The 26993-nt window shown below is 68.9% G+C and carries 20 protein-coding genes, 2 tRNA genes and 4 pseudogenes; 15 read left to right on the top strand and 11 right to left on the bottom strand.

Annotated elements, in window-relative coordinates:
• The first annotated feature begins 1 nt into the window (after position 1).
• From FPZ22_RS14340 to FPZ22_RS01155, 7 genes and pseudogenes are all read left to right on the top strand, one after another.
• A pseudogene (locus tag FPZ22_RS14340) lies at positions 2–1148 on the top strand (polyamine ABC transporter substrate-binding protein).
• 4 nt (positions 1149–1152) lie between these two features.
• Positions 1153–2310, top strand: a complete 1158-nt coding sequence (locus FPZ22_RS01180; protein ID WP_144889510.1) for an ABC transporter ATP-binding protein — start codon at positions 1153–1155, stop codon at positions 2308–2310.
• A gap of 128 nt (positions 2311–2438) precedes the next feature.
• The gene (locus tag FPZ22_RS01175; protein WP_246120966.1) at positions 2439–3296 is read left to right on the top strand and encodes an ABC transporter permease subunit; all 858 of its coding nucleotides are present in this window, start codon (positions 2439–2441) and stop codon (positions 3294–3296) included.
• A complete protein-coding gene (locus tag FPZ22_RS01170) occupies positions 3293–4093 on the top strand; it encodes an ABC transporter permease subunit (protein ID WP_144889505.1) in 801 nt (266 codons plus the stop codon). Before FPZ22_RS01175 ends, FPZ22_RS01170 begins: the two co-directional genes overlap by 4 nt.
• Before the next feature lie 287 nt (positions 4094–4380).
• Positions 4381–4665: pseudogene (locus FPZ22_RS14335) on the top strand (TonB-dependent receptor plug domain-containing protein); the annotation flags it as partial.
• A 535-nt stretch (positions 4666–5200) separates the two neighbouring features.
• Positions 5201–7153, top strand: coding sequence for a TonB-dependent receptor domain-containing protein (locus FPZ22_RS01160; protein ID WP_144889503.1), 1953 nt, complete (start codon positions 5201–5203; stop codon positions 7151–7153).
• 46 nt (positions 7154–7199) lie between these two features.
• Complete coding sequence (locus FPZ22_RS01155) at positions 7200–7814, top strand: 2OG-Fe(II) oxygenase (RefSeq protein WP_144889501.1); 615 nt, start codon at positions 7200–7202, stop codon at positions 7812–7814.
• On the opposite strand, the gene FPZ22_RS13870 is transcribed toward FPZ22_RS01155, so the two are convergent.
• On the bottom strand, positions 7799–8530 hold the full coding sequence (locus FPZ22_RS13870) for a sulfotransferase family protein (RefSeq protein WP_246120836.1): 732 nt from the start codon (positions 8528–8530) through the stop codon (positions 7799–7801). The genes FPZ22_RS01155 and FPZ22_RS13870 overlap by 16 nt on opposite strands.
• Positions 8531–9174: 644 nt before the next feature.
• Positions 9175–9612: pseudogene (locus FPZ22_RS14330) on the bottom strand (tetratricopeptide repeat protein); the annotation flags it as partial.
• Between FPZ22_RS14330 and FPZ22_RS14325 the strand changes: the two are divergent.
• From FPZ22_RS14325 to orn, 3 genes are all read left to right on the top strand, one after another.
• Positions 9499–10902: a helix-turn-helix domain-containing protein gene (locus tag FPZ22_RS14325; RefSeq protein ID WP_144889497.1), complete on the top strand. Its 1404-nt coding sequence runs from the start codon at positions 9499–9501 to the stop codon at positions 10900–10902. The pseudogene FPZ22_RS14330 and the gene FPZ22_RS14325 overlap by 114 nt on opposite strands.
• 58 nt (positions 10903–10960) lie before the next feature.
• Positions 10961–11467: a tRNA adenosine(34) deaminase TadA gene (gene tadA, locus FPZ22_RS01135; RefSeq protein WP_144893817.1), complete on the top strand. Its 507-nt coding sequence runs from the start codon at positions 10961–10963 to the stop codon at positions 11465–11467.
• Positions 11468–11598: 131 nt separating this feature from the next.
• Positions 11599–12114, top strand: coding sequence for an oligoribonuclease (gene orn, locus FPZ22_RS01130; protein WP_246120965.1), 516 nt, complete (start codon positions 11599–11601; stop codon positions 12112–12114).
• A gap of 50 nt (positions 12115–12164) precedes the next feature.
• Here orn and ppsA read toward each other — a convergent pair whose 3' ends face one another.
• On the bottom strand, positions 12165–14543 hold the full coding sequence (gene ppsA, locus FPZ22_RS01125) for a phosphoenolpyruvate synthase (RefSeq protein WP_144889495.1): 2379 nt from the start codon (positions 14541–14543) through the stop codon (positions 12165–12167).
• A gap of 128 nt (positions 14544–14671) precedes the next feature.
• Here ppsA and ppsR point away from each other — a divergent pair, with 128 nt between their 5' ends.
• The 3 genes from ppsR to FPZ22_RS13500 all read left to right on the top strand — a co-directional run bounded on the left by ppsR (position 14672) and on the right by FPZ22_RS13500 (position 16270).
• Positions 14672–15493 (top strand): posphoenolpyruvate synthetase regulatory kinase/phosphorylase PpsR, encoded by an 822-nt coding sequence (gene ppsR / locus FPZ22_RS01120; RefSeq protein WP_144889493.1) that lies wholly within the window; start codon positions 14672–14674, stop codon positions 15491–15493.
• A gap of 83 nt (positions 15494–15576) precedes the next feature.
• Entirely contained in the window at positions 15577–16098 is a 522-nt protein-coding gene (locus tag FPZ22_RS01115) for a DUF1249 domain-containing protein (protein WP_144889491.1), read from the top strand.
• 4 nt (positions 16099–16102) lie between these two features.
• A complete protein-coding gene (locus FPZ22_RS13500; protein ID WP_168198891.1) occupies positions 16103–16270 on the top strand; it encodes a hypothetical protein in 168 nt (55 codons plus the stop codon).
• A gap of 71 nt (positions 16271–16341) precedes the next feature.
• Here FPZ22_RS13500 and FPZ22_RS01110 read toward each other — a convergent pair.
• A tRNA-Glu gene (locus FPZ22_RS01110) sits at positions 16342–16417 on the bottom strand.
• A 40-nt stretch (positions 16418–16457) separates the two neighbouring features.
• Positions 16458–16533, bottom strand: a tRNA-Ala gene (locus FPZ22_RS01105).
• 125 nt (positions 16534–16658) lie between these two features.
• Here FPZ22_RS01105 and phbB point away from each other — a divergent pair.
• Entirely contained in the window at positions 16659–17408 is a 750-nt protein-coding gene (gene phbB, locus FPZ22_RS01100; RefSeq protein WP_168198890.1) for an acetoacetyl-CoA reductase, read from the top strand.
• A gap of 39 nt (positions 17409–17447) precedes the next feature.
• Here the strand turns inward: phbB and FPZ22_RS01095 are convergent, their stop codons facing one another.
• The 5 genes and pseudogenes from FPZ22_RS01095 to FPZ22_RS01075 all read right to left on the bottom strand — a co-directional run bounded on the left by FPZ22_RS01095 (position 17448) and on the right by FPZ22_RS01075 (position 22012).
• A complete protein-coding gene (locus FPZ22_RS01095; RefSeq protein ID WP_246120820.1) occupies positions 17448–17984 on the bottom strand; it encodes a DUF411 domain-containing protein in 537 nt (178 codons plus the stop codon).
• 25 nt (positions 17985–18009) lie between these two features.
• Positions 18010–18963, bottom strand: a complete 954-nt coding sequence (locus tag FPZ22_RS01090; protein WP_144889488.1) for a copper resistance protein B — start codon at positions 18961–18963, stop codon at positions 18010–18012.
• Positions 18960–20790, bottom strand: a pseudogene (locus tag FPZ22_RS01085) (copper resistance system multicopper oxidase). Before FPZ22_RS01085 ends, FPZ22_RS01090 begins: the two are co-directional and overlap by 4 nt.
• Positions 20791–20891: 101 nt before the next feature.
• Positions 20892–21287, bottom strand: coding sequence for a CopL family metal-binding regulatory protein (locus FPZ22_RS01080; protein ID WP_144889484.1), 396 nt, complete (start codon positions 21285–21287; stop codon positions 20892–20894).
• A 53-nt stretch (positions 21288–21340) separates the two neighbouring features.
• Positions 21341–22012 (bottom strand): trimeric intracellular cation channel family protein, encoded by a 672-nt coding sequence (locus FPZ22_RS01075; protein ID WP_144889482.1) that lies wholly within the window; start codon positions 22010–22012, stop codon positions 21341–21343.
• A 756-nt stretch (positions 22013–22768) separates the two neighbouring features.
• Here FPZ22_RS01075 and FPZ22_RS01070 point away from each other — a divergent pair.
• Positions 22769–24910, top strand: coding sequence for a TonB-dependent receptor (locus FPZ22_RS01070; RefSeq protein ID WP_144889480.1), 2142 nt, complete (start codon positions 22769–22771; stop codon positions 24908–24910).
• Between the two features lie 87 nt (positions 24911–24997).
• On the opposite strand, the gene FPZ22_RS01065 is transcribed toward FPZ22_RS01070, so the two are convergent.
• Positions 24998–26938 (bottom strand): heavy metal translocating P-type ATPase, encoded by a 1941-nt coding sequence (locus FPZ22_RS01065; RefSeq protein WP_246120819.1) that lies wholly within the window; start codon positions 26936–26938, stop codon positions 24998–25000.
• Positions 26939–26993: the final 55 nt, after the last annotated feature.

Here is a 26993-nt window from a genome sequence, read left to right as displayed (position 1 = left end):
CGTGTCCCTGCGCCTCGCACCGCTCGCCTGCGCCCTGGTCCTTGTCGCCTGTGGAGGCGGCAAGCCTGGCTCCGATGGTGCCGCCACGCCCGCCGGGGCGGAGGAGAAGATCCTCAACGTCTACAACTGGTCGGACTACGTGGCCCCCGACACCATCGCCAACTTCGAGGCGGCCACCGGGATCAAGGTCAACTACGACGTCTACGCCGAGAACGAGACGCTCGAGACCAAGCTGACCGCCGGCGGCTCCGGCTACGACGTGGTGTTCCCCTCGGCGAGGCCGTTCGCCCAGCGCCAGATCAAGGCGGGCCTGTACGCGCAGCTGGACACGTCGAAGCTGCCCAACCTGCAGCACCTGGACCCGGCGATCATGGAAGGCCTGACCGACATCGATCCCGGCAACGCCCATGTGGTGCCGTACATGTGGGGCACCACGGGTCTGGGCATCAACGTCGACAAGGTCACCGCCGCGCTGGGCGCCGATGCGCCGCTCGATTCCTGGGGCCTGCTGTTCGACCCGGCCAACGCGGCGAAGCTCGCCTCCTGCGGAATCCACGTGCTCGACGACGACCAGGAAACCTTCGGCGCCGCCCTGATCTGGCAGGGCCGCGATCCGAACGCCGGCAGCGCCGACGAGATCGAGGCGGTGAGGCAGGTCTACGCCGCGATCCGTCCGTACATCCGCACCTTCAACAACGCGGGAGTACAAGGACGCCCTGGCCAACGGCGACGCCTGCCTCGTCATGGGCTATTCGGGCGACATCGGCCAGGCCCGCGACGTCGCGGCCGAGGCCGCCGAGGCCACGGGTCGCGCCGCGCCCGACATCCGCTACGTGATCCCGAAGGAGGGCGCGCTCCGCTGGATCGACCTGGTCGCGATCCCGAAGGACGCGCGCCACCCGGGCAACGCCCACGCCTTCGTGGACTATCTGATGACCCCGGAGGTGATCGCGGCGATCACCGACCACGTCGCCTACGCCAACGCCAACACCGCCGCGACCGCTCTTGTCGACGCGGAGATCGCCGCCGACCCGGGCGTGTATCCGTCCGAAGAGGTGCGCGCCCGGCTGGTGGATCCGGTGTCGCTGCCGGACGACGTGCAGCGCCAGCGCGTGCGCGCGTGGACGGCGATCAAGAGCGGCCGCTAGCACGATGGCGGCTCCGGTCCGCAGCGCGACGGCTGAACCCTGGCGGGACCCTTCGGCGCAGCCCTTCGTGCGCATCGAAGGGGTGACGAAGACCTTCGGCAAGGTCTACGCCTGCGACGATGTCACGCTGGACATCTACCGCGGCGAGTTCTTCGCGCTGCTGGGCGGATCGGGCTCGGGGAAGAGCACGCTGCTGCGGATCCTGGCCGGACTGGAAGCGCCCGACCAGGGCCGGATCCTGATCGACGGGCTCGACGTCACCCACCTGCCGCCGTACCAGCGGCCGGTGAACATGATGTTCCAGAGCTACGCGCTGTTTCCGCACATGACCGTCGAGCAGAACATCGCCTTCGGCCTGCGCCAGGACCGCCTGCCCGCAGCCGAGATCCGCGACCGCGTGCGGCAGATGCTGGAGCTGGTGCGGATGCCGCAGCTGGCCGGCCGCAAGCCGCACCAGCTGTCCGGCGGCCAGCGCCAGCGCGTGGCGCTCGCACGAGCGCTCGCGAAGCAGCCCAAGCTGCTGCTGCTCGACGAACCGCTGGGCGCGCTCGACAAGCGCCTGCGAGAGCACACCCAGTTCGAGCTGGTGAACATCCAGGAGCGCGTCGGCACCACCTTCATCATGGTCACCCATGACCAGGAGGAGGCGATGACGATGTCCTCGCGGATCGCGGTCATGGACACCGGGCGCATCATCCAGGTCTCGACGCCCGCGGTGCTGTACGAATACCCGGCCACGCGTTTCGTTGCCGAGTTCATCGGCGGAATCAACATCTTCGAGGGTCGGGTCGTGGACTCGGACGAGGAGTCCGGGCAGGTGCGGATCCAGTGCGACGCGCTCGACGCAGAGCTGCTCGCGCGGCACACCGATCCGCTGCCCGAAGGCACTTCGGTCAGCGTCGCCGTGCGCCCGGAGAAGATCGACGTGCACGAGACGCCGCCCGAGCGCGGCACCGTGGCCACCGAAAACGTGGTGGTGGGCAAGGTGCGCGACATCGCCTATCTGGGCGACGTCTCGATCTACCAGGTGGCGACCGGGGCCGGCGCCATCGTGCGCGTGCAGGAAACGCATGTGGCGCGCAGCTCCGAGCCGCACTACGACTGGGACGACACCCTGTGGCTGTCCTGGGAGGCGGCCAGCGCGGTGGTGCTCACGGCATGAGCCGGGTCCGCGACCAGGGCCTGTGGGACTTCTGGTTCGACGTGGTGCGGAACCTGTTCGGCTGGTTCCGCGCCGTCGGCCAGGAGTTCCGCACCCGCCGCGGCCGCTTCCTGGTGACCGCACTGCCGATGCTGTGGCTGGGCCTCTTCTTCCTGGTGCCGTTCCTGATCGTGCTCAAGATCAGCTTCGCGCAGGCGGTGTTCGGACAGGCGCCGCCGTACACGCCGCTGGTCGAGACCGCCGCCGATGGTGCGGCCTCGTTGCGCCTGCACGTGTCCAACTACGCGATGCTGCTGTCGGATCCGCTGTACGTGTCGGCGTACCTGAAGTCGCTGCTGTTCGCCTCGGTGTCGACGGTGTTCTGCCTGCTGCTGGGCTATCCGATCGCGTATGGCATCGCGCGTTCGGGGCCGATGGCGCGGCTGCTGCTGCTGGTCCTGGTGATCCTGCCGTTCTGGACAAGCTCGCTGCTGCGCACCTATGCCCTGATCGGGATCCTCAAGGCCAACGGGCTGCTGGCGCAGGCGCTGTCGGCAGTGGGGCTGGCGGGACCCGACTTCGCGCTGCTGCACACCGACACCGCCGTCTACATCGGCATCGTCTACAACTACCTGCCGTTCATGATCCTGCCGCTGACGGCGACGCTGATGCGGCTGGACTTCACCCTGCTCGAAGCCGCCGAGGACCTGGGCGCGAAGCCCTGGCACGCCTTCCTGCGCGTGACCCTGCCGCTGTCGATGCCGGGCATCATCGCCGGCGCGCTGCTGGTGTTCATCCCGGCGGTGGGCGAGTTCGTGATCCCGGACATCCTCGGCGGACCGGACGCGCTGACCATCGGCCGCGTGCTGTGGATCGAGTTCTTCACCAACCGGGACTGGCCGCTGGCGGCCGCGGTGACCATCGCCATGCTGGTGCTGATCGTGCTGCCGACGCTGCTGTTCGAGTACTACGAGAACAAGCGCAACCAGCGGGAGGCGGACGCATGAAGCGCAGCCCCTTCATGCTCTACACCGCGATGGTGCTGGGCTATGCCTTCCTGTACATCCCGATCGTTTCGGTGATCGTGTACTCCTTCAACGCCTCGCGCGTGGCCACGGTGTGGGGCGGATTCTCGACCCGCTGGTACGTGGCGCTGCTGGAGAACCAGCAGCTGCTGGACGCGGTGCAGCGCAGCTTCGTGATCGCGGCCATCACCGCCACCGCCGCGGTGATGCTGGGCACCGCCTGCGGGCTGGCGCTGTCGCGCTTCGGGCGCTTCCCCGGGCGCGGGCTGCTGAGCCTGATGAACTCGGCGCCCATGGTCATGCCCGACGTGATGATGGGCCTGTCCTCGCTGCTGCTGTTCGTGACCCTGCAGCAGGCCTTCGGCTGGCCCGACCGCGGCATGGTGACGATCACGCTCGCCCACATCACGCTCACCGCCTGCTACGTCACCGTGGTGGTGCGTTCGCGCATGGCCGGCATGGACGACAGCCTGGAAGAGGCGGCGATGGATCTCGGCGCCAGGCCATGGCGCGTGTTCTTCGTCATCACCCTGCCGCTGATCGCACCAGCGCTCCTGGCAGGATGGCTGCTGGCGTTCACGCTGTCGCTTGACGACCTGGTGATCGCGAGCTTCACCTCGGGGCCGGGCTCGAGCACGCTGCCGATGGTGGTGTATTCCAAGGTGAAGCTGGGCGTCACGCCGGAGATCAACGCTCTGGCCACCATCATCGTGGTCCTGGTGGCGCTGGGCGTGAGCGTCGCGGGCTTGCTGATGCATCGGCGCCGGCCTGCCGCCTGAACGCGAAAAACCATAACCAACATCAATCCCGGCACACCTTTCGCCGACACTGCGGTATATCGATTCGCGTTAACGTTTCGTAATTTCTTGGCTCCCTCACGCTCGAAGCGGAGCTACCCGTGATCAAGCACTCGTCCCGCCGCGTTCCCCGTACCGTCCTGTTGCCGCTTTCCACCCTTGCCGTCGCCTTGGCGGCGGGAACCGCCGCCGCGCAGGAGCCGCAGGAACAGGCGCCCACGACCCTCGAACGGATCGAAGTCACCGGCACTCGCATCAAGCGTGCCGACATGGAGACCGCCAGCCCGGTCTTCGTCATCAGCCGGGAGAACATCGAGTCGTCCGGCGCGGTCACCATCGGCGACTTCCTGCAGCGCACCCCCGCCATCTCGGGCGCGGCGACCAACCCCCAGGTGAACAACGGCGGCGGCGCAGGCGCGGCAACGGTCGACCTGCGTGGCCTGGGCGTGAACCGCTCGCTGGTGCTGGTCGACGGCAAGCGCTGGATCGGCACCGTCTCCAACGCCAATGGCGCGGTCGACATCAACTCCATCCCGATGGCACTGATCGAACGGGTGGAGATCCTCAAGGACGGTGCGTCCGCCATCTACGGTTCCGATGCCATCGGTGGCGTGGTCAACTTCATCCTGCGCAAGGATTTCGAGGGCCTGGAGGCCAGCGCCTATTACGGCGTCTCCTCGCGCGGGGATGCCAACAGCGAGCGTTACGACGCGGTCTTCGGCACCATCGGCGACCGGGGCCGGCTGATGCTTGGGGCCAGCTATGACAAGGAGGATTCGGTCAGCGCCGCCGACCGCGTCTATTCCAGCCAGCCCTACCAGCTCTATGCCGGCGAGCACGGCATCGGTGGTACCAGCCGTATCCTCACCGGCCGCTACGTGGTGCCGCGCGACGTCGCCATTGCCAACGGCGTCGTACTCGACGGCAACTGCTCCCCGAGTGCGGCGAACCTCGTGCTGACCCGCCGGGCCGGCACCTCGGGCGCCAGCGGCGCCGACTTCCGCTGCTTCGACAACCTCAACGACGTCTACAACTTCCAGGCCGACGGCAACCTCGTCCCTGACACCGCAGGAACGGACCGCGCTGTTCATGAGCGGCAACTACCAGGTCACCGACAACATCGAGGCCTTCATGATCGGGTCCTGGCTGCGCACGGATTCCGCGTTCTTCGTCGCGCCCCTGCCGTTCGACGGGCGCGCGGCGGTGGACAACGTGCCGATCAGCGGCGACAGCCTCTACAACCCCTTCGGCGTGGACATCACCGACGCACGCCTGCGCCTGCGCGACTTCATTCCCACACGTACCACCCGCTTCGAGACCGAGACCTACCAGATCACCTTGGGTCTGCGCGGCAACTTCGGCGACAGCAGCTGGAGCTGGGACGCGTCCTACGGCTATGGACGCACGCCCCAGTCCTCCACGGTGCGCGGCTACCTGTTCAGCCCGGGCCTGACCGATGCCCTGGGTCCCTCGATGATCGATCCCCTCACCGGAAACCCGATCTGCGTGCGCACGCCGGGCGATCCGGCCTCCGCCATTCCGGGCTGCCTCCCGGTGAACTTCATGGGTCCCGCGCCGGATCCCGGCACTCCCGAAGGGCAGGCACAGCTGGCGGCGCTGGAGCTGATCAACCCCACCATCCACAACACCAGCGAGAACGACCTCAAGGTGTTCAATGCCAACGTCACCGGAGACCTGTTCCAGTGGGCGGCCGGCACCGCATCGCTGGCGGTGGGCGTGGAGCACCGCAAGGAGACGGCCGATTCCAGCAGCGACTTCCTGACCATCATCCCGCCGGGCGAGACGGTATGCCTGATCACCCAGGAGGCCTGTACGTTCGGCGACATCAGCGGCGAGTTCGACGTCAACGAGATCTACGCCGAGGTGCTGCTGCCGCTGCTGGCGGACGCACCGTTCGCCGAGCGCCTCAGCGTGTCGCTGGGTACCCGGTATTCCGACTATTCCAACTTCGGCGGCACCACCAATTCCAAGATCGGCCTGGAATGGAAGCCGTTCGCCGACCTGCTGGTGCGCGCGACCTTCGCCGACGTGTTCCGTGCCCCGACCATCGGCGACCTGTTCGCGCCGACGATTCCCAGTGCCAATACCTACATCGACCCCTGCAACGGCTACACCGGCCAGCCCACCGCCGACCCGCGTGCCTGCGCCGGTGTGTCGACCGACGGCCAGTTCCAGCAGAGCAACAGCCAGGTGACCTCGTTCCAGGTGGCCAATCCGGACCTGCAGCCGGAGGAGGGCGACGTGCTCACCTACGGTTTCGTGTACAGCCCGGGATGGTTCGATGGCTTCTCCGTCACCGTGGACTACTGGCGGGTGAAGCTGGATGAGTTCATCGTCAACCTTCCCGAAACCGTGATGTTGAACCAGTGCTTCGACTTCGGGCGCTTTTGCGACACCTTCATCCGCGACGAAGCAGGCGACGTGGCGCAGATGACCAACCTCATCGGCAACTTCGGCAGCCTGAAGACATCGGGCGTGGACGTGGGGCTGCGCTACCTGTTCCCCGAATCGGACTGGGGGCAGCTGCGCTGGAACCTGGATACGACCTACCTGGCCGAGTACGACGTGCGCCTGCTCGCCGGCGATCCCAGCAGCGACGTGGGTGCCTTCCCCGGCATCCCGGAAAGCGTGGGCCTGGCCGGCACCTTCGTCGACAACGCGTCCTCGGGCTTCGGCAACATGGCGCGCTGGCGCGCGCTCAACGACATCAGCTGGACGAACGGGGACTTCAGCGCCAGCCTGACCACGCGCTACGTCCATCATGTCTACGAAGCCCCCGACGTGGCTTCGGTGGAAACCGAAGGCTATGTCGCCAAACGACGGGTGCCGTCCGTCACCCAGACCGATATCCAGGTCGGCTACCGGATCCCGGAGACCAACAGCTCGATCCAGCTCGGCGTCCGGAATCTGACCGACCGGCAGCCGCCCCTGATCTACTCCGGCTTCAACGCCGCCACCGACGTGCGGACCTACGATGGCATCGGCCGGTTCTACTGGATGCGCTGGACTGCCCGGTTCTGAGCCCCGGACGGGGAGCTGCCCCGTCGCGGCCCCGGCCGCGGCGGGGATGGCCCCGGGTGCCTCTCTCCAGCACTACATCCGCGTCTACGACGACGGCCTGGAGCCGGCGATGTGCGCGAAGCTGGTCGACTCGTTCAACGCGCTGGCCCGCTTCCAGCAGGCGAACGGACGTGGCGTGCGCGCCGGACTGGAGGACAGCGCCTGGACCGAACTGGACGTCAGCCGCCTGTCGGACGCCCCGTTCCTGGCCTATTTCCGCCAACTGGTGACCCGCCAACTGGGGCGCTACAACGCCGACGTCGGGCTTCCCATCCCGGTGCCGGACAGCCCGCTGCTCAGTCCCCTGATCCTCAAGCGCTATCGCGCGGGAGGGCAGGAGCGGTTCCAGGCCCACTTCGACTCGATCAACGAGGTCTGCGATCGTTACCTGGTCTTCCTCTGGTACCTCAATGACGTGTCCGAGGGAGGGTGCACCTGGTTTCCGGGCCTGCAGACTGGCGTCGCACCCAGGGCGGGGCGACTGCTCATGTTCCCGCCGTATTGGCTGTATGCCCACGAGGGACAGCCATCACCGCGGCAGGACAAGTACATCCTGTCCACCTACCTGCGCTTCGTGCAGCCCGTGAGGGAGGGCGCGGGTTCGCCTCAGTCCAGGGTGTAGCCGTAGCGCTCCACGCAGGGTGCGAGCTGGTCCAGCACACGGGTGCTGAAGTGGGCCCGATACCGGCGCCAGCGCCCGACCGCGTTCCGGTTCACGGTCTCGGCCACCTGCGCATAGCTGGGGGTATTGATGCGCCGCGTGCGCGCGGCCACCGCGGCCGGGAATGCCAGCTGCTCCGCCTCCAGCGCGAGACCGATGGACCCCATGAGCCGCCCGAGCACCGCCTCCGGGTCCGCCACCAGGTCCTCGTAGTGCACGACATGGACGTTCGGCTTCGCGAGGAGCCGCTGCTGTTCCCAGTAGTCCATGACCGCGGCGTAGGTCCGGGCCGTGGATTCCAGCGATGCGAACGCGAGCGCACCACCGTTGAGGCCGAAGGCCTGGAAGTGGCAGCTCAGCACGCAGTCGCAGGGGTGGCGGAGCAGCAGCACCCAGGCGCTCGCCGGGAACAGGCGCTGGATGTGTGCCACCCGGGTCAGGTACAGCGGGTACTTGTCCACCAGCCGGCCGGCCGGTCGCAGGTGGCGGGACACCTCCGCCCGGTAGTTCGCGCGCAGCTGGTGGCACTGCGCGGCATCCAGGCCGGCCAGGCTGCCGTCGAGATCGTCGCCGCTCCATCCCGGCAGCGTGTGCATCCCGGCGATGACGTGCTCCATTGCGGGCCGCTCGTCGAGCACCTGCAGCGCCGGGTGGCGGTCCAGCATCTGCTCCAGCAAGGTCGTTCCCGAACGTGGGAAGCCGACCAGGAAGACGGGGTCGGGGGGTCGGAAGCCAGGGGAGGGTGCGGGGGCGGCAGGGCGCCATGCAGCCGCTCCCCGAGCCATGCCAGCACCTGCTCCGCCTCCAGTCCGGGATGCCGCTGCCTGAACGCCGCCGCAGCGTGGCCATGGGCGCGCGACAGGGCCTGCATGGCCGCATGAGGGTCGTGGAGCTGGTCGCGGCACTTGGCCAGCTCGAACCAGAGCTGGGCCGCCATGGCCGGGTCGGGTTCGCCTGCGGCCGCCGCGGCCAGCGCATCCGCGACGGTGGCTGGATGATGCTGGCGCCTCGCGATCCGGGCCCTGGCCAGGACCTCCATCGAACCGGCTTTGGTGCCGCCGGCGCCGAGCAGGTCCGCAGCGTCCTGGACGCGGTTCATCCGCTCCAGCAGCAGCGCGAACCGCACCCTGGTTTCCGGCTCGGCGGGCTCTTCGAGGACCAGTCGCCGGTAGAGCGCGAGCGCGGCTTCGTCCTGCCCGCTCAAGGCGGTAAGCCAGGCGAAGGCCCTGCGCTGCCCGTGCGGGAGGGTTTCGGGATCGATCCCCGCGATGCATTCGCGGAGCTCGTCGAAACGCTCGAGTTCGGCGAAACACTGCCCCAGTGCGAGTCGCACGTCGGCGGCGTCGGGTTCCTCGGCGCGCGCGCGTCGCAGCCAGTCGAGTGCTTCGCCGAAGCATCCTGCCGCGAGCAGGGCCAGCCCGCGACCGAGGAGGTACGGAACTCCGGAGGCTCCCGCCTCGCGGGCACCCTCGAACGCGCGCAAGGCTTCCTTCGCGTCTCCCGCCTCGATGCACGCATTGCCGAGATTGATCCAGGCCTCGGGTTCTCCCGGCTGCAACGCCACGTATCGCTGCAGGTGCGGTCGCGCGTCGACCGCGCGGCCACTGGCCACCAGCGCCAGTCCCTGCAGCCGGTGCCATGCGGGATGCGGCGCACTCCCGGCCAGGGCCGCCGCCGCCAGTCGCAGCGCCGCCGCCACATCGCCCGAGCCGAGCAGGCGTTCGGCAGCATGGAGGTCGGCCAGGCTGGGGTCGTGCATGCATGCCTCCGGATCCGTTGGCGAATTCTCAAGCCGGGACTATCCGCCTGCCTAAGCGGGCAAACAACCGCCCGGGGAGCGTCAGGCAAGGTACGCGCATACCCTCTCTCTCCAGGCAGCCAGCCCCCCACCGGCCCGAACATGACCGCTGGAACTGGGTCGCTTCCCGGATCTGCCCGGCCCATGGCCGGGCTTTTTTGGTTCTTCTCCCGAGTGAGGGGACGCGACTCCAAGGCGCGACCGTGCGCCAGAAGCGCGACAGCGCGCCAACTGCACGCCGTCACCCCGAAGTCTGGAGAAAAACCTTCTTCACGCGCCCCTCACGATGTGGCCTCCGACGATGCCGGCGTCGACAGGAGGAGCGCCTTCATGGACGTCCTGCAACACCAGATGCGCGGTGCCCAGACCATCGCCCCGGGCGACCTGGATGCCTCCCGCCTGAACGTCGTGCGCGGACGCGGACGCGGCAATGTGCTTCAGTTGCCCGCAGGCTGGATCACGCTGATCGTGGTGCTGTCCGGCACCCTCGAACTGGACAGCCACGACGCGACCTGGGCGCTGGGCCGGGGCCGCTGCCAGCTGTGGCTGGAAGGCGCACTGCGCTGCGCCGGCCACGGCCACGGCTGGTGGCTGCTCCTCACTGCGCCGCCGCAGGCGTGGGACCCCGGGGGCCGGCGACCCGTGCTCGAACTGCTGCCCTGGGAAGCCCCTTGCCAACGCTCGGTCCTGCGACCGATCGTGCGGTTGGCGCGGCGGCCGCCCGCGGGAGACGCGAGCCCGGCCAGCGTGGCGGGCATCGTCGCAGACCTGCGCCAGGCGGTGGTCGAACAACAGGCCGAACTGCAGGGCTGCCTGGCACGCTGCAGTGGACGCACCCGGGTACGGCGAAGGCAGTCCCTCCTGCGCCTGCTGCGTGTCCAGCACCTGATCCGCTGCCACCTGGACGAACACATCGCGCTGGAAAGGCTGGGCGCCAGCGCGAACTATTCGCCCTGTCACCTGCTCCGCGTATACCGCCACGTCTTCGGGGAGACGCCCAACGAATATGCCTCGCGATTGCGGCGCCAGCGCGCATGGGAACTGGTCCGCGATACGCCCACGCCGGTGTGCGAGATCGCGGGCACCCTGGGGTTCGAAAGCGAAAGCGCATTCTGCCGGGCATTCAAGCACTCCTTCGGCTGCACCACCAGCGCCGTGCGTCGACGCGTGGCCGCGGAGAGTCAGGCCGGGCGAACGCGGCCGGCGTCGGGGTCGGGGAGTACGAGCATCTCGGCGCTCTCCGCCCGCTGAGTCCTGTCCCAGGTCGTCGACCGCGCGCGTGACCCGCGCCAGCTGCAGGGCCACTAGAATGGCGGCCATGCCGCAGCTTCCGACCTCCGACGTCCCAGGATCCGACGGGTTGTGGATGCGTCACGCGCTGATGCTGGCGGATCGCGCCGAACGCGAGTTCGACGAGATCCCGGTCGGCGCCGTACTCGTGGATCCCGCAGGTCGCGTGGTGGGCGAAGGCTGGAACCGCAACATCGGCGACCACGACCCGAGCGCGCACGCGGAGATCGTCGCCCTGCGCGAGGCCGGAAGGACGCTGGGCAACCACCGGCTCCTCGGCTGCACGCTGTACGTGACCCTCGAGCCCTGCGCGATGTGTGCGATGGCGATGATCCATGCCCGCATCGCACGGGTGGTCTATGCCGCCTCCGACCCCAAGACCGGTGCGGCCGGCAGCGTGTTCGACCTGCTGGCCGATCCGCGCCACAACCACCGCGTGGACGTCACCGGCGGCGTGCTGGGCGAGGAGGCCGGCGCGCGGCTGCAGGCCTACTTCAGGCGCAAGCGCGGCCGGCCGACCGGCTGAGGGCTCACCGGCGCCGCGCTATGATGCGCGGCCGCCGCGCCCGCCCCGCCGTTCGCAGCGGGCATCCCGACATCCGACGAAGGAAGAACGTGAGCGAAAGCAGCAACCGCCTGGTGTGGATCGACCTGGAGATGACCGGTCTGGACACCGGCAGCGATTCGATCCTGGAAATCGCCACCGTCATCACCGACGCCGATCTCAACGTGCTGGCCGAAGGCCCCGAGCTGGCCATCGCGCATCCGCTGGAGCGGCTGGAGGCGATGGACGAATGGAACCGCAGGCAGCACGGCGGATCCGGCCTGTGGCGGCGCGTGCTGGAGGAGGGCGTGCCGATGGCCGAGGCGGAGGCGCGGACCCTGGCGTTCCTCGGGCAGTGGCTGGGCGCGAATGAATCGCCGATGTGCGGCAACTCCATCTGCCAGGACCGCCGCTTCCTGCATCGCTGCATGCCGGAGCTGGAGCGCTTCTTCCACTACCGCAACCTCGACGTCAGTACGGTCAAGGAACTGGCGAGGCGCTGGGCGCCCGACGTGCTGGCCGGCATCCGCAAGCAGGCCGCGCACACCGCGCTGAGCGACGTGCACGATTCGATTGCCGAGCTGCGGCATTACCGCGAGGCGATGGGGGCGTTCGCCCCGCACCCGTAGCGAAGGCCGGGTACGAAGCCCGGCTTTTCCTGCCTGCGCCAGCGGCAACTTCAGCCGGCGGCGGCCTTGGACTTCGCCAGCTTCAGCCAGGTGTCGACGACGGTGTCCGGGTTCAGCGACACCGACTCGATGCCTTCCTGCATCAGCCACTCCGCGAGGTCGGGGTGGTCGCTCGGGCCCTGGCCGCAGATGCCGATGTACTTGCCCTTGGCCTTCGCGGTCTGGATCGCCATCGACAGCAGCTTCTTCACCGCCGGGTCGCGCTCGTCGAACAGATGCGCCACCACTGCCGAGTCGCGGTCCAGGCCCAGGGTCAGCTGGGTCAGGTCGTTGGAGCCGATCGAGAAGCCGTCGAACATCTCGAGGAACTCGTCGGCCATCAGCGCATTGGACGGCACCTCGCACATCATGATGACCTTCAGCCCGTTCACGCCGCGGCGCAGGCCGTTGGCGGCCAGCACTTCGAGCACGCGGCGGCCCTCGTCCAGGGTGCGGACGAACGGGATCATCACCCAGAGGTTGTCCAGGCCCATGGTCTCGCGCACCTTCAGCACCGCACGGCACTCGAGCGCGAAGGCCTCGGAGAACGCCGGGTCGACGTAGCGGCTGGCGCCGCGGAAGCCGATCATCGGGTTCTCTTCCTCGGGCTCGTAGCGCTGGCCGCCGATGAGGTTGGCGTACTCGTTGGACTTGAAGTCCGACATGCGCACGATCACCGGGTTCGGCGCCACCGAGGCGGTCAGGGTCGCGATGCCCTCGGCCAGGCGGTCGACGTAGAAGCTCACCGGGTCGGCATAGCCGGCGCTGCGCTCGTCGATCTTTTTCCTGGTCTCTGCATCCTGCCTGTCGTACTCCAGCAGCGCATTGGGATGCACGCCGATGTGCGCGGCGATGATCATCTCCAGGCGCGCCAGGCCGATGCCGGCGTTGGGCAGCTGGCCGAAGTCGAACGCGCGCTCGGGGTTGGCGACGTTCATCATGATCTTGAGCGGGGCCTCGGGCATCGAGGTCAGGTCGGTGGTGATGCGCTCGAAGGGCAGGGTGCCGGCATAGATGAAGCCGGTGTCGCCCTCGGCGCAGCTCACGGTCACGTTCTTGCCGTCCTCGATCGCATCCAGCGCGTTGCCGGTGCCGACCACGGCCGGAACGCCAAGTTCGCGGGCGATGATGGCGGCATGGCAGGTGCGGCCACCGCGATTGGTGACGATGGCCGAGGCGCGCTTCATCACCGGCTCCCAGTCGGGATCGGTCATGTCGGCGACCAGCACGTCGCCCGGCTGCACGTGGTGCATGTCGTCCAGCGAGCGCACCACGCGCGCCACGCCCGTGCCGATCTTCTGGCCGATGGCGCGGCCCTCGCAGACCACGTCGCCGCGCCGGCCGAGCATGAAGCGCTCGATCTGGGTGGCCTTGGCCCGCGACTTCACCGTCTCCGGGCGGGCCTGCACGATGAAGAGCTTGCCGGTGATGCCGTCCTTCGCCCACTCGATGTCCATCGGGCGCTGGTAGTGCTGTTCGATGGTCAGCGCCTGCCGGGCGAGTTCGTGCACGTCCTCGTCGGTGATCGAGAACTTCGCGCGCAGCTCCGCCGGCGTGTCTTCGTTGCGTACTCGCTCGCCGGGCTGGTCGGAATAGACCATGCGGATCTGCTTGGCACCGAGAGAGCGGCGCAGGATCGCCGGTCGGCCCTGGCGGAGGGTCGGCTTGTAGACGTAGAACTCGTCCGGGTTGACCGCGCCCTGGACCACGTTCTCGCCCAGGCCATAGCTGGAGGTGATGAACACCACCTCGCGGAAGCCGGACTCGGTGTCCAGCGTGAACAGCACGCCCGAGGCGCCGCAGTCCGAGCGCACCATCAGCTGCACCCCGGCGGACAGGAACACGTCCTCGTGCCTGAAGCCGTGGTGCACGCGGTAGGCGATGGCGCGGTCGTTGTAGAGGCTGGCGAAGACTTCCTTGACCTTGACCACGACGTCGTCGGCGCCGGTGACGTTGAGGAAGGTCTCCTGCTGGCCGGCGAAGCTCGCGTCGGGCAGGTCTTCGGCGGTGGCCGAGGAGCGCACCGCGACCGCGATGTCGCCGCCGCCGTTGTCGGCGCAGAGCCGGGCGTAGGCGGTGCGGATGTCGGCTTCCAGGGCCGGCTGCAGCGGGGCGTCGATCACCCACCCGCGGATCTCGGCGCCGGCCCGGTTGAGCGCGGGCACATCCTCGACGTCGAGGCTGGCCAGGCGGTCGAAGATGCGCTGGTGCAGGTCGTTGTGGGCGACGAAGTCCTTGAACGCATCGGCGGTGGTGGCGAAGCCGCCCGGTACGGAGACGCCCAGACGCGCCAGGTTGCCGATCATCTCGCCAAGCGAGGAGTTCTTGCCCCCGACCTGGGCGAGGTCGGTCAGGCGAAGGTCGTCAAGCCACAGGATGTTGGCGCTCAAGGCGGGCTCCGGAGGGTGCGGTGGACAGTGGGGAAGGGCTGCACGGGCCTGCGGCGCCGCGCGTCGGGATTGGCTATTTTAGCAAGCCAGCCCGCCGCGGGGCCTCGCGGCATACAAGGAAATCACGCATGCCGAGCCCTCGCCCGGTCTTCTACGTCTCCGACGGCACCGGAATCACGGCCGAAACCGTCGGCCACAGCCTTCTGACCCAGTTCCGCGACACCGACTTCGCCACCGAACGCATTCCCTTCGTGGACAGCGTCGACCGTGCACGGGAGATCGCGGGGCGGATCAGGGAGGTGGGGGAGGCCAGCGGGACGCGCCCGATCGTGGTCAGTTCCTGCGTCGACGGCGCGCTCACCGCCGAGATCGCCGCCAGCGGCGCGCTGGTGCTGGACGTGTTCGAGCCCTTCATGGGGGCGCTGGAGTCCGAGCTGGGCAAGAGCCGGCAGAGGCGCGTGGGCCAGGCGCACGGCATGGTCGACTTCGACACCTACCACAAGCGCATCAACGCCATGAACTATGCGCTGACCCACGACGACGGCATGTCGATCAACTACGAGGACGCCGACGTGATCCTGGTGGCGGTGTCGCGGGCCGGAAAGACCCCGACCTGCGTCTATCTCGCCCTGCACCATGGCATCGCCGCCGCCAACTATCCGCTGACCGACGAGGACCTCGAGCACGACCGCCTGCCGCCACGCCTGCGCGCCCACCGCAGCAAGCTGTTCGGGCTCACCATCGACCCGGTGCGGCTGCGTCAGATCCGCCAGGAGCGCAGGCCGAACTCGCGCTACGCCGAGCTCGAGACCTGCAAGCGGGAGGTGGCCGCAGCCGAGGCGCTGTTCCGTGCCGAGCGGATCCCCGTGCTGAGCACGACCCACACCTCGATCGAGGAGATCTCGAGCAAGGTGATGACCACCCTGGGGATCCGCCGCGGAATGTTCTGAGGCGCGGAGACCCTGCAGCCTGGGCCTGGCGCGCGGAGTCGTCAAGCTGCCCGGCATCGCGTGCGGCGTGTAGCATCGAAGCCATGTCCCAGCTCGTCGCCCGCCGCGTGAAAGTCCCCGGCCTCAGCCGGTTCGGCTGGCTGATGGCGCTGTACGCGGAGAACCATTCCCGGCTGGTGCGTCTTTTCGAGCCCGGCGACCTCGTCCCGGGAAGCTATGTGTCCAGCGTCGGCGACGGCCTCGATCTGCGCCTGGACGTGATCGAGCGTCACGCCTATACCAGCGAGCTGCGCATGGCCTACGTCGGCCTGGAGGACCCGGTGACCGGAGAGCCGGACCCCTCGGCCTGGGTGCGCCTGTACCGCGATGCGCGCCAGGCGGAGGCGACCCACTGCCATGCCGGGCGCCGCTGGCAGGACGTGATCGGAATGTTCCCGCCGCCGGCCGCCGTGGTCGGGCACCGGATGCGCATGAACACCTTCCTCGGCAAGTGGCTGCAGTATCTGGCCGAGCGCGGCCACGGCGTGGCCACGCTGGCGCCTTCATGCCTCGAGCAGCAGGCGATGCTATCTTCGACCCGCAGTTCTCCCGACAGCACAAGGTGAACCCATGACGACGAAGCTCGACAAGCCTCTCAAGCGCGAAGTGCAGATCGGCGACAAGGCCTACACCATCACCATCGACTCCAGCGGTCTGAAGCTGGTCGAGAAGGGACACCGCAAGGGCGTCGAGATCGACTGGGCCCAGCTCGCCGCGCGCAACGGCGGCAGCGGCTGAACGGAGCGGCGGCCACCGGGCCGCGGCCGGAAACGAAAAGCCCGCCTTGAAGGCGGGCTTTTCGTTGAAGATGGCGTCCCCACGGGGATTCGAACCCCGGTGTCCACCGTGAAAGGGTGGTGTCCTAGGCCTCTAGACGATGGGGACGTGGAACTGTCCGTCACTCGCGACCGGCCGGGTCGATGAGTGGTGGAGCCAGGCGGGATCGAACCGCCGACCTCCTGCATGCCATGCAGGCGCTCTCCCAGCTGAGCTATGGCCCCACGTCGGTGAGCGCGAAATTGTAGGCGGGCGTGCTGGCGGCGTCAACATGTCGCGACGAATGATTCCCGCGGTCGTCCGCACTCGCGATACTTGCCGGCTTCGGACAACCCTCAGGAGCCCACGCATGTCCCATCCCACACCGCGCACGGCGCTGGTCACCGGCGGTACCAGCGGCATCGGCGAGGCGGTCGCGCTGGCCCTGCACGCACTTGGCCACCGCGTGGTCGTGACCTGCCTCGACGGCGTCGAGGACCCGGCGGCCTGGCGCGATGCGCAGGCCGCCGCCGGCCGTGCGTTCCGCGTCGAACCGGTCGACGTCGCCGAGCACGACAGCTGCCAGGCGATGGCGAAGCGGCTGCGGGACGCGGGCATCGAGATCGACATCCTGGTGAACAACGCCGGGATCACCCGCGACGCCACGTTCCGGAAGATGGAGAAGGCGCAGTGGGACGCGGTCCTGCGCACCGACCTCGATTCGATGTTCAATGTCAGCAAGCCCTTCATCGACGGCATGGCCGCGCGCGGCTGGGGACGGGTGGTCAACATCTCGTCGGTCAACGGCACCAAGGGGCAGTTCGGGCAGACCAACTATTCCGCGGCCAAGGCCGGGGTGCAGGGCTTCACCAAGGCGCTGGCGCAGGAGATGGCGCGCAAGGGCGTGACCGTGAACTCGGTGTCGCCGGGGTATGTCGGCACCGCCATGGTGATGGCGATGAAGCCGGACATCCTGGAGTCGATCGTCGGCCAGGTGCCGATGGGGCGACTGGGCAAGCCGGCGGAGATCGCGGCGACCGTGGCCTTCCTCTGCAGCGAGGGCGCGGCCTACATCACCGGCGCGGACATCGCCGTGAACGGCGGCCAGCACATGGGCTGAAGCCGGGCGGGGCGCCCCGGGCACCCCGCCGTGGAATGGTCAATGACCGTGATGCGCGTACTCGCTGGTACTGCCGTCGCGATGGACGAGCTCGACGGCATAGGGGTGCACGGTGCCGTCGGGCAGCTCCATGCCCGGGGATCCTGCGGGCATGCCCGGCACGGTGAGGCCGCGGGCGTCCGGTCGCTCGGCGAGCAGGCGCTTCACGTCCTCGGCGGGCACATGGCCCTCGATGAAATAGCCTTCGACTTCCGCGGTGTGGCACGAGCCCTTGGCATAGGGAACGCCCACGCGCTGCTTCACCGGACCCATGTCGGCGTGGTCGCGCACTTCGACGGTGAAGCCCGCTTCGCGCATGTGGTCGACCCAGAGCACGCAGCATCCGCAGCTCGGGCTCTTGTGCACGACCATCAGTGGTCCCGCGGCATCCGCGGACGGAACCGGGCTGTGCGCCGGGGTCGCGGAAGCCGCCGCGGGCGGGGCAGGGGGCGTGCTGCCGGCGCTGCAGGCGGCGAGCGCACCCGCGAGGCCGATCAGCAAGGCCATCAGGACGTTGCGATGATTGATGTTTTGCATGATAAATATCCTATAAAATATTGATTCAGAACCATATTCTTACGCCTGCGACCACCCGCGTATCGCGCACGGGCTCGTCCCCCGCGCGACGCAGCCCTGCGGTATCGCCAAAGGCGCGTTCGTGCACGACGCCGACATACGGGGCGAAGTGGCGGTTGATCTCGTAGCGCAGGCGCAGGCCCGCCTCCACCGACGACAGCCCCTTGCCGACGCCGCGCGCGGCATCCTCCTTGCCATGCAGGGTCGCCTCGAGCACCGGCTGCAGGATGAGCCGGTTCGTCAGCAGCATCTCGTACTCGACCTCGGCAACCAGCGCCGTGTGGCCCGACTCGCCGAGATAGCCCGTCACTTCGACCTCGAACAGATAGGGCGCGAGCCCCTGCACGCCGAAGGCCGCCCAGGTCCGCGAATCGCCGGGTGCGAAGTCGTGGCGCACGCCGGCGACCACGTCCCACCAGGCCGAGACACTGCGACCGTAGAGCACCTCAAGGTCGGCCGCATGGGTGTGGCCACCCGCACGTTCGCCTTCGGAGCGCAGCCACAGCCGGTCGGTGTCGGTGCCGACCCAGCCCTTTGCTTCCCAGGCCTGCCCGGTGCTGGCGTCTTCGTCCCAGGCTTCCAGGCGATCGAACAGCAGATAGCTGTTCACAGGGGACGCGTGTTCCATGGGCCGGCTGAGCGCCGGGAAGGCGGCGGCGCGGTCGGCGTCGGAGAGGGGAGGGATCGGAGTGGCCGACGCGTGACCCTGTCCGTCGCCATGGTCCGCCGGGTGCTCCATCGTCGAATGATCCATCTTCGAATGATCCATCTTCGAGTGGTCCATCTTCGAGTGGTCCATCTTCGAATGGTCCACCGCGCCGGCCTGCCGCGCGTGGCCGGCATGGTCGCGATGATCCTGCGCCATCGCCTGTCCGGAGATGCCCAGTCCCGCCGCGACCGTCACGGCGATCGCCGCCAGGCCTGCCTGTACGCCGCTCATGCCCCTTCCTCCACGCGCACTTCGCGCATCATCCCGGCTTCCATGTGGTAGAGCAGGTGGCAATGGAACGCCCAGCGCCCGAGCGCGTCCGCGCGCACGCGGAAGCTGCGCTTCGTGCCGGGCGGCATGTCCACGGTGTGCTTGCGCAGCTGGAAGCCGCCACCCTCGTCCTCGACATCGCTCCACATGCCGTGCAGGTGGATGGGGTGGGACATCATGGTGTCGTTGACCAGGCTGATGCGCAGGCGTTCGCCGTAGCGCAGGCGCAGCGGCTCCGCGTCCATGAACTTCCGGCCGTCGAAGGACCAGGCGAACTTCTCCATGTGGCCGGTCAGGTGCAGTTCGACCTCGCGGCCGGGTTCGCGGCCGTCGGGATCGTCGAACAGGCTGCGCATCGCGCCATAGGTCAGCACCGTGCGGCCGTTGCCGCGCAGGCCGACGCCGGGATCGTCGAGCTTCGGCGCGAGCGACATCGCCTGCATGTCGACCAGCGGATTGCCGTCCTCGCTCGCCGGATGCGCCTGCATGCCGTCGGCGCCGGGGCCCGGTCCCGCACCGTGTGCGACGTGGCCACCATGGGCGGAGTGGTCCATTCCGGCATGGGCCGAATGGTCCGTTCCCGCAGGGCCGGCCGGCAGGGCCTGGCCCATGGCCGCATGGGCGCCGTGCGCGCCGTGGTCCATCCCGCCGTGGCCCATGTCGTCCATGGTCAGCAGCGGGCGGGGATCCAGCGCCGGCACCGGCGGTGCAAGACCGTGGCGGACGGCGAGCGTGCCGCGTGCATAGCCCGTGCGTCCCGAATCCTGCGCGAAGATGGCGAAGGCGTCCGCGCCGGCCGGCTCCACCAGGACGTCGAAGGTCTCGGCCACCGCGATCCGGAACTCGTCGACCGTCACCGGATGGATGTACTGGCCGTCCGCCGCGACCACGGTCATCTTCAGGCCCGGGATGCGCACGTCGAAATAGGTCATCGCCGAGGCGTTGATGAAGCGCAGCAGCAGCTTCTCGCCCGGCCGGAACAGGCCGGTCCAGTTGCCGGCCGGCGCCGCACCGTTGAGCAGATAGGTGTAGGTGTGGCCGTTGATGTCGGAGATGTCGCTGGGCGTCATCCGCATCCGGTCCCACATCGCGCGTTCGCGCAGGGCCTGGCCGAAGCCGTTGGCGCGTGCATCGCGGACGAAGTCGCCCACGGTCGGCCGGTACCAGTTGTCGTAGGCCGAGTCCTTCTTCATGCGCCGGAACAGTGCCGCGGGATCCATGTCGGTCCAGTCGGACAGCAGGACCACGTGCTCGCGGTCGAAGTGATAGGGCGCAGGCTCCAGCGGATCGATCACCAGGGCGCCGTAGAGGCCGGCCTGCTCCTGGAACATCGAGTGGCTGTGGTACCAGTAGGTGCCCGACTGGCGCACGTCGAAGCGGTATTCCCAGGACTCGCCGGGGGCGATGCCGTCGAAGCTCAGCCCGGGCACGCCATCCATGTTGGCCGGCAGCAGCAGGCCGTGCCAATGGATGGACGTCATCGCGTCGCGCAGGCGGTTGGCGACCCGCAGGGTGACGGTATCGCCCTCGCGGAAGCGCAGCAGGGGGCCCGGCAGGCTGCCGTTGACCGTGGTCGCCAGGCGCGCGCGGCCGGTGAAGTCCACCGCCGAGCGGCCGATGGCCAGGTCGAAGCGGGAGCCGGACAGCACGGGCACCTGCGGGGGGGGCGGCGCGGCCCGCGCCCGGCTTCAGGCCGAGGCCGGCGACGATGCCACCGCCGGCGAGGCCCTGCACGAAGCGGCGACGGCCCGGCGCGGGCGTGTCGCCCGTGGGAGGGAAGTGGGACATGGAATCTCCTGATCACCTGTCGGCGCCGCGAAGCATGGGCGGCCCGACGTCCGATGGAATGCCGTCCGGGACGGCGACGGAATGCGCACGCGGCGCCGGGATCAGGCGATGGGAGGCCGGATCGGACTGCGGGCGGGGGGCGAAGGATGCCCCGTCGTGAACGGATGCAGCGGGCTGGCACCGTTCACCTGGACGCCGATCGCGAACCGCTGGGGCACGCCGACGCACGCGTGCGCGCATGCCTGCAGGCACTGCGGATCGTCGCTGCAGGTGTCCTCGCCGGAACATGGATGGCCGGATGCGGGGCCGCCGATGTCCCGCACGGCTTCGCCTCCGCCCGCATGGCCCGGGCAGTCGGACGTCGCGGCTGCGTCATGGATGGGCAGGACCGCCTCCGGCCCCGGCCCGGCCACGCCCGCAACGGCGCCGCCGATCCCGTTGAGGACCAGTGCGACGGCCAGCAGGATCCGCAGCGGCAGGGCGAGGAGGTGGATCACGGGTGGAGTCTAGCGTGTGGCGGCCGTACCTGACCTGTCCGCGGTCACGCGGGTCAGTCGTCCGGGTGGCGCGAGCGGGTGGTGCCGCCCGCGACCGGCAGGCGCCAGCCGCGGCGCAGGGCCAGCAGGCGCAGGACGAGGCAGGCGAGGCCTCCTGCCAGCGCCGTGGGCACCAGGGGCATGTCCAGCAGGTGTCCGCCGACCACGATGCCGGCGCCGGCCAGCGCCGCCACGGCATACAGTTCCGCCCGCAGAACCACCGGCACGTCGGCGAGCAGGATGTCCCGGGCCATGCCGCCGCCGATTCCGGTGAGCATGCCCATCAGCGCGGCCATCAAGGGGCTCAGTCCGAACGCGAGCGCCTTCTGGGTGCCGGCGACCGCGAAGAAGGCCAGGCCGACGGCGTCGAGCAGGCGCACGGGGTTGCGGAGGCGCTCGATGAGCGACGACCAGAAGAACGTGAGCACGCCGGCGGCGACCGCGACCGCGAGGTAGCGCCAGTCCTGGAGCGCGGCCGGCGGCGTGGCGCCGATCAGGAGGTCGCGGCTGATGCCGCCGAAGGCGGAGGCGGTGAAGGCCACGACCAGCACCCCGAAGATGTCCAGCTTCCGGCGGACCGCGGCCGTCGCCCCGCTGACCGCGAAGGCAAAGGTTCCGCAGAGATCCAGGACCAGGACCAGGGTGCGGTGCAGTTCGAGGGAGGTCTGCGGCTCGAGAATGATCATCGAGCGAAGGGTGTTGCATAAGCCGTTGTTTATCAATTGCCGACATCGCGGCCCAGTGCGCCCGTGACCGGCTGCGTTCCGGGACAGGAGAAGAATTGGTTCTTCTCCCGAGTGAGGGGACGCTCCGTTCGAGTCCGGGTCGGCCGCCAGGGGCGCTCCGGTGAAGTCCGGGCCGCCCGCCGCGGACGCAGGGGGGGATGCCCAGCCGGATTCTCCGCGTCCTGCTGCCAGATCCGGCCGCCGGCCATCCATGGCCGGCTCTGGGCATCCCCCCTGCGTTCGCGGCGGGCACGACCTTTGGTGCGGTCTGGAAGTTCAAGAGCGACGCTACGCCGACACGGAGAGCGTCATGACCGGGAGCAGCCCGGCTCCGCCGCTCCTGACTTTCCCTCCCGAAGCCGCAGAGCGCCGGAGCCCGTCCCGCGCACAGGGGGTGTGCGGACAGCCGGCCATGGATGGCCGGCGGCCGGCCGATGGGAGCAGGACGCGGAGACGGCCGGGGGAGCACACCCCCTGTGCGCGGGGCGGGCTGCGCGGACCCCAACGAAGCGACTTCAAGGCGCGACCGTGCGCCAGAAGCGCGACAGCGCGCCAACTGCACGCCATCACCCCGGAGTCGGTAGAACCAGAAATTTGTTCGTCCAAACGGTGTGTTGCAAGCTCCACCCGATGCTATCATCGCAAATGCGACTCATTCTTGTTCGCGTTAACGTTCCCGTCCCGGGATTCTTCCTTCCAGCTTTGGGGTTTCTCCGCATGTCCGACCTTTCCCAGCCGCGTCGTCCGGCGCCACTTCCTCGCGCGGTCCGTATCGCTCTCTACGGCCTGCCGTTGCTGACGGGCCTGCAGACCTACAGTCCGCTTGTCCTCGCCGAGGCTTCCGGTGGCGCCCTGACCCTGGACCGGGTCATCGTGGTTGGAGAGCGACAGGACTACCGGGTCGAGCGCACGTCGACCGCCACGAAAACCGATACCCCGCTGCGCGACGTCCCGCAGTCGATCACGGTGGTCACCGAAGGCCTGATCGACGACCAGAGGATGCAGAGCATGGCCGACGTGGTCCGCTACGTGCCCGGGGTGCAGATGGCACAGGGCGAGGGCCATCGCGACGCCCCGGTCCTGCGCGGCAACACCTCCACGGCCGACTTCTTCGTCGATGGCGTGCGCGACGACGTGCAGTACTTCCGCGACCTCTACAACGTCGAGCGAATCGAGGTGCTCAAGGGTCCCAGCGGCATGATCTTCGGCAGGGGTGGTTCCGGCGGCCTGATCAATCGCGTCACAAGGCAGGCCGAAGGGTCCGGGATCCGGGAGCTGGGGGTGACCGTCGGCTCCTGGGGAAACCGCCGCCTGACCGGCGATGTCGACCATGCCCTGAGCGACACGGCGGCGTTCCGTGTCACCGGGCTCCATGAAGACTCGGACAGCTATCGCGACTACGGAAGCGTGGAGCGCTGGGCCGTCAACCCGACCCTGAGCTTCCGCGCCAGCGATACCACCACGTTCGCGTTCGGCTACGAGCACTTCGAGGACGGCCGCACCGTCGACCGCGGCGTGCCGTCGTTCCAGGGCCGGCCGCTGCGCACGGACGAGTCCACCTTCTTCGGCCAGCCCGAGAGCAGCTTCAGCTACGCGCGGGTGGACGCTCTGGGGGCGACCGTCAGCCACGCGTTCGGCAACGACGCCAGGCTGGTCAACCGGACCCGCTACGCCGACTACGACAAGTTCTACCAGAACGTTTTCCCGGGGGCCTACAACGCGGCCAGCAACCAGGTGGCCATCGTCGCCTACAACAACCTCACCACCCGCAAGAACCTGCTGAACCAGACGGACCTGACCTTCTCGGCGCGAACCGGGGGCATCGGACACAAATTCCTGCTGGGATTGGAGCTGAACCGCCAGGAGACCGACAACTTCCGCCAGACGGGTTATTTCCCCGACGTCGGCGGCAACGCGACGTCCGCTGTGGTGACGCTGCCGGACACGATCCATACCGGCCCGGTGGTGTTCCGGCAGAGCGCCACGGATGCGGACAACCACGGCGTGGCGAAAACCGCCGCGTTCTACGCGCAGGACCAGATCGAGTTCTCGCCGCAGTGGCAGGCGATCCTGGGCATTCGCTACGACCGTTTCGAGACGGACCTGCTGAACCGTCGCAACGGCACCGTGCTCTCCAGTTCGGACGACCTGGTTTCTCCCCGGGCCGGCCTGATCTACAAGCCGCGGGAAGACCTCTCGCTGTACGCCAGCTACACCATCGCCTATGTGCCGCGGGCCGGCGAGCAGCTGGCATCGCTGACCGCGAGCAACCGCGCCCTCGATCCGGAGAAGTTCCGGAACAGCGAAGTGGGCCTGAAGTGGGACATCAACGACCGGCTGTCGGCCTCCGCAGCGGTCTACCGCCTGGAACGCACGAACGTCGCCATCACCGATCCCGACAACCCTGCGCGGTCGCTGCTGGTCGATGGCCAGCGCGTCCGGGGCATGGAGCTGGAACTGTCCGGCAAGCTGACCGATGCCTGGCAGGTCCTGGCCGGCTACGCCTGGCAGGACAGCGAGGTGCGGACGCCGGGCGCGCAGAACGGCAACGCGCTCGGCCAGGTGCCGGAGAATTCATTCTCCTTCTGGAACCGCTACGACCTCACGCCGCAGTGGGGCGTGGGCCTCGGGGCGATCCACCAGGACAGGGTCTACGTGTCCACGGACAATACCGTGGTCCTGCCCGGCTTCACCCGTTTCGACGCGGCCGTCTTCTACACGGTCAGTGCGAACATGCGGCTGCAGCTGAACGTCGAGAACCTGTTCGACGAAGCGTATTTCGCTTCGGCGCACAGCAACAACAACATCCTGCCCGCGTCGCCGCGGGCGATCCGCCTTGGACTGGACTTCCGGTTCTGAACCATGTGCTGACGGCGGGTGCCCGGTAACGGGCACCCGGCCCGGCCGTGAACGAGTGCCGAGTGGCGGCGGGCACCCGTCCGCTGCTCACATCGCGGCCCGTCGCAGCAGCTGCGCATTGATCGCCACGATCACGGTGCTGGCGGACATCAGGATCGCGCCCACGGCCGGTACCAGCAGGATGCCGGCCCAGGCCAGCACGCCCGCGGCCAGCGGGATCGCCAGGATGTTGTAGCCGGCCGCCCACCACAGGTTCTGCACCATCTTGCGGTAGCTGGCCCGGCTCAGGGCGACGATGCGCGCCACGTCGCGCGGGTCGGAGCGGACCAGGACCACGTCGCCGGCCTCCACCGCCACGTCCGTGCCGGCGCCGATGGCGACGCCCACGTCCGCGGTCAGGAGCGCCGGCGCGTCGTTCACGCCGTCGCCCACCATGGCGACCTTCCTGCCGCCCTGCTGCAGCTCCTCGATCTTTGCGACCTTGTCCTCCGGCAGGACTTCCGCGAAGACCATGTCGATGCCCAGTTCCCTGGCGACGGACTCGGCCACGGCCCTGGAGTCGCCGGTGAGCATGGCGACCCGGATGCCCGCGGCGTGGAGGCGGTCGACGGCTTCCCGGGATTCCGGCCGTACGGCGTCGGCAATGGCGAACACGGCGAGCACGCGCTCGCCATCGATCAGGTACGTGGCCGATCGCGCGTCGGCGGCCGCGGCCTCCGCCGCCGCCAGTATCGTCCTGCCAGGCTGGACCCCCAGCCGCCTGAGCATGCCGGGCCCGCCGACGTGGAGCGCGCGGCCCTCGACCTCGGCACGCACGCCCACGCCGGCCATCGACTCGAACCCTGCCGAGGCAGGCACCTCCAGGCCGCGCTCCTTCGCGCTCGTCGTCAGTGCATTGGCGATGGGATGCTCGGCGTCACGCTGCACCGCCGCGGCCAAGCGCAGGGCGTCGTCCCGGGTCACGCCGTCCTCGACCGTCATCGACACCACGCGATGCGAGCCCAGCGTCAGCGTCCCGGTCTTGTCGAACACGACGATGTCGAGCCTGCGCGCCTCCTCCAGGCCGCGACGGTCGCGCACCAGCAGGCCGTTCTGCGCCCCGATCGTTGTGGAGATCGCGGTCACGAGCGGCACCGCCAGCCCCAGGGCGTGCGGGCAGGCGATCACCAGCACCGTCACCACGCGGGTGATGGTGAAGTCCGGCGTCGCGCCCACCGCCCACCATGCGATGAACGTGACCACGCCCGCAGCAATGGCGACCAGCGTGAGCCAGAAGGCCGCGCGGTCTGCCAGAGCCTGGGCGCGCGAACGGGATGTCTGCGCTTGTGCGACCAGGCGCATGATCCCGGCCAGGGCGGTCCTGTCCCCGGTGCCGGTGACTTCGATCCGGAGCGATCCCTGGCCGTTCACCGTCCCGGCGATGACCGCGGCGCCTTCGCCTTTTTCGACCGGCTTCGACTCGCCGGTGATCATCGCCTCGTTGACGCTGCTCCTGCCGCTCTTCACCACGCCGTCGGCGGGGATGCCTGCACCGGGGCGGATCAGCAGCAGGTCGCCGTCGCGGATTTCGCCGACCGGGACCACCTCGGTCTCATCGCCCCGGGTGATCCGTACCGCCGTATCCGGCAGCAGTCTGGCCAGCTCCTTGAGCGCGCCCTCGGCCTGGAAGATCGAGCGCATCTCGATCCAGTGGCCCAGCAGCATGATCGTCACCAGCGTCGCCAGCTCCCACCACAGCGCATGCCCGGGGTATCCCAGCGTCACCGCCGCGCTGTAGAGGAAGGCGACGACGATCGCCAGCGAGATCAGCGTCATCATTCCGGGCAGGCGGTTGGCCAGCTCGCTCCATGCGCCCTTCACGAACACCCAGCCGCCATAGAGGAAGACGGCGGTGCCGAAGATCGCCGGGATGTACTGCGAGCCCGGGAACCGCGGCGCCGTGTATCCGAACCATTCCTGCAGCATCGGCTCCCACACCAGGGCGGGAATGGTCAGCGCCAGGCTGAGCCGGAACCGGTCGCGGAACATCGCGACGCTGTGGCCGGCGTGCCTGTCATGGCCGCCCTGTCCACCCGCATCCGGA

Origin of the sequence: Luteimonas granuli (assembly GCF_007795095.1) — a bacterium.
Classification (GTDB): Bacteria; Pseudomonadota; Gammaproteobacteria; order Xanthomonadales; family Xanthomonadaceae; genus Luteimonas; species Luteimonas granuli.
The sequence above is the reverse complement of the archived record's forward strand: the minus strand, read 5'-3'. Positions and strand labels throughout refer to the sequence as shown.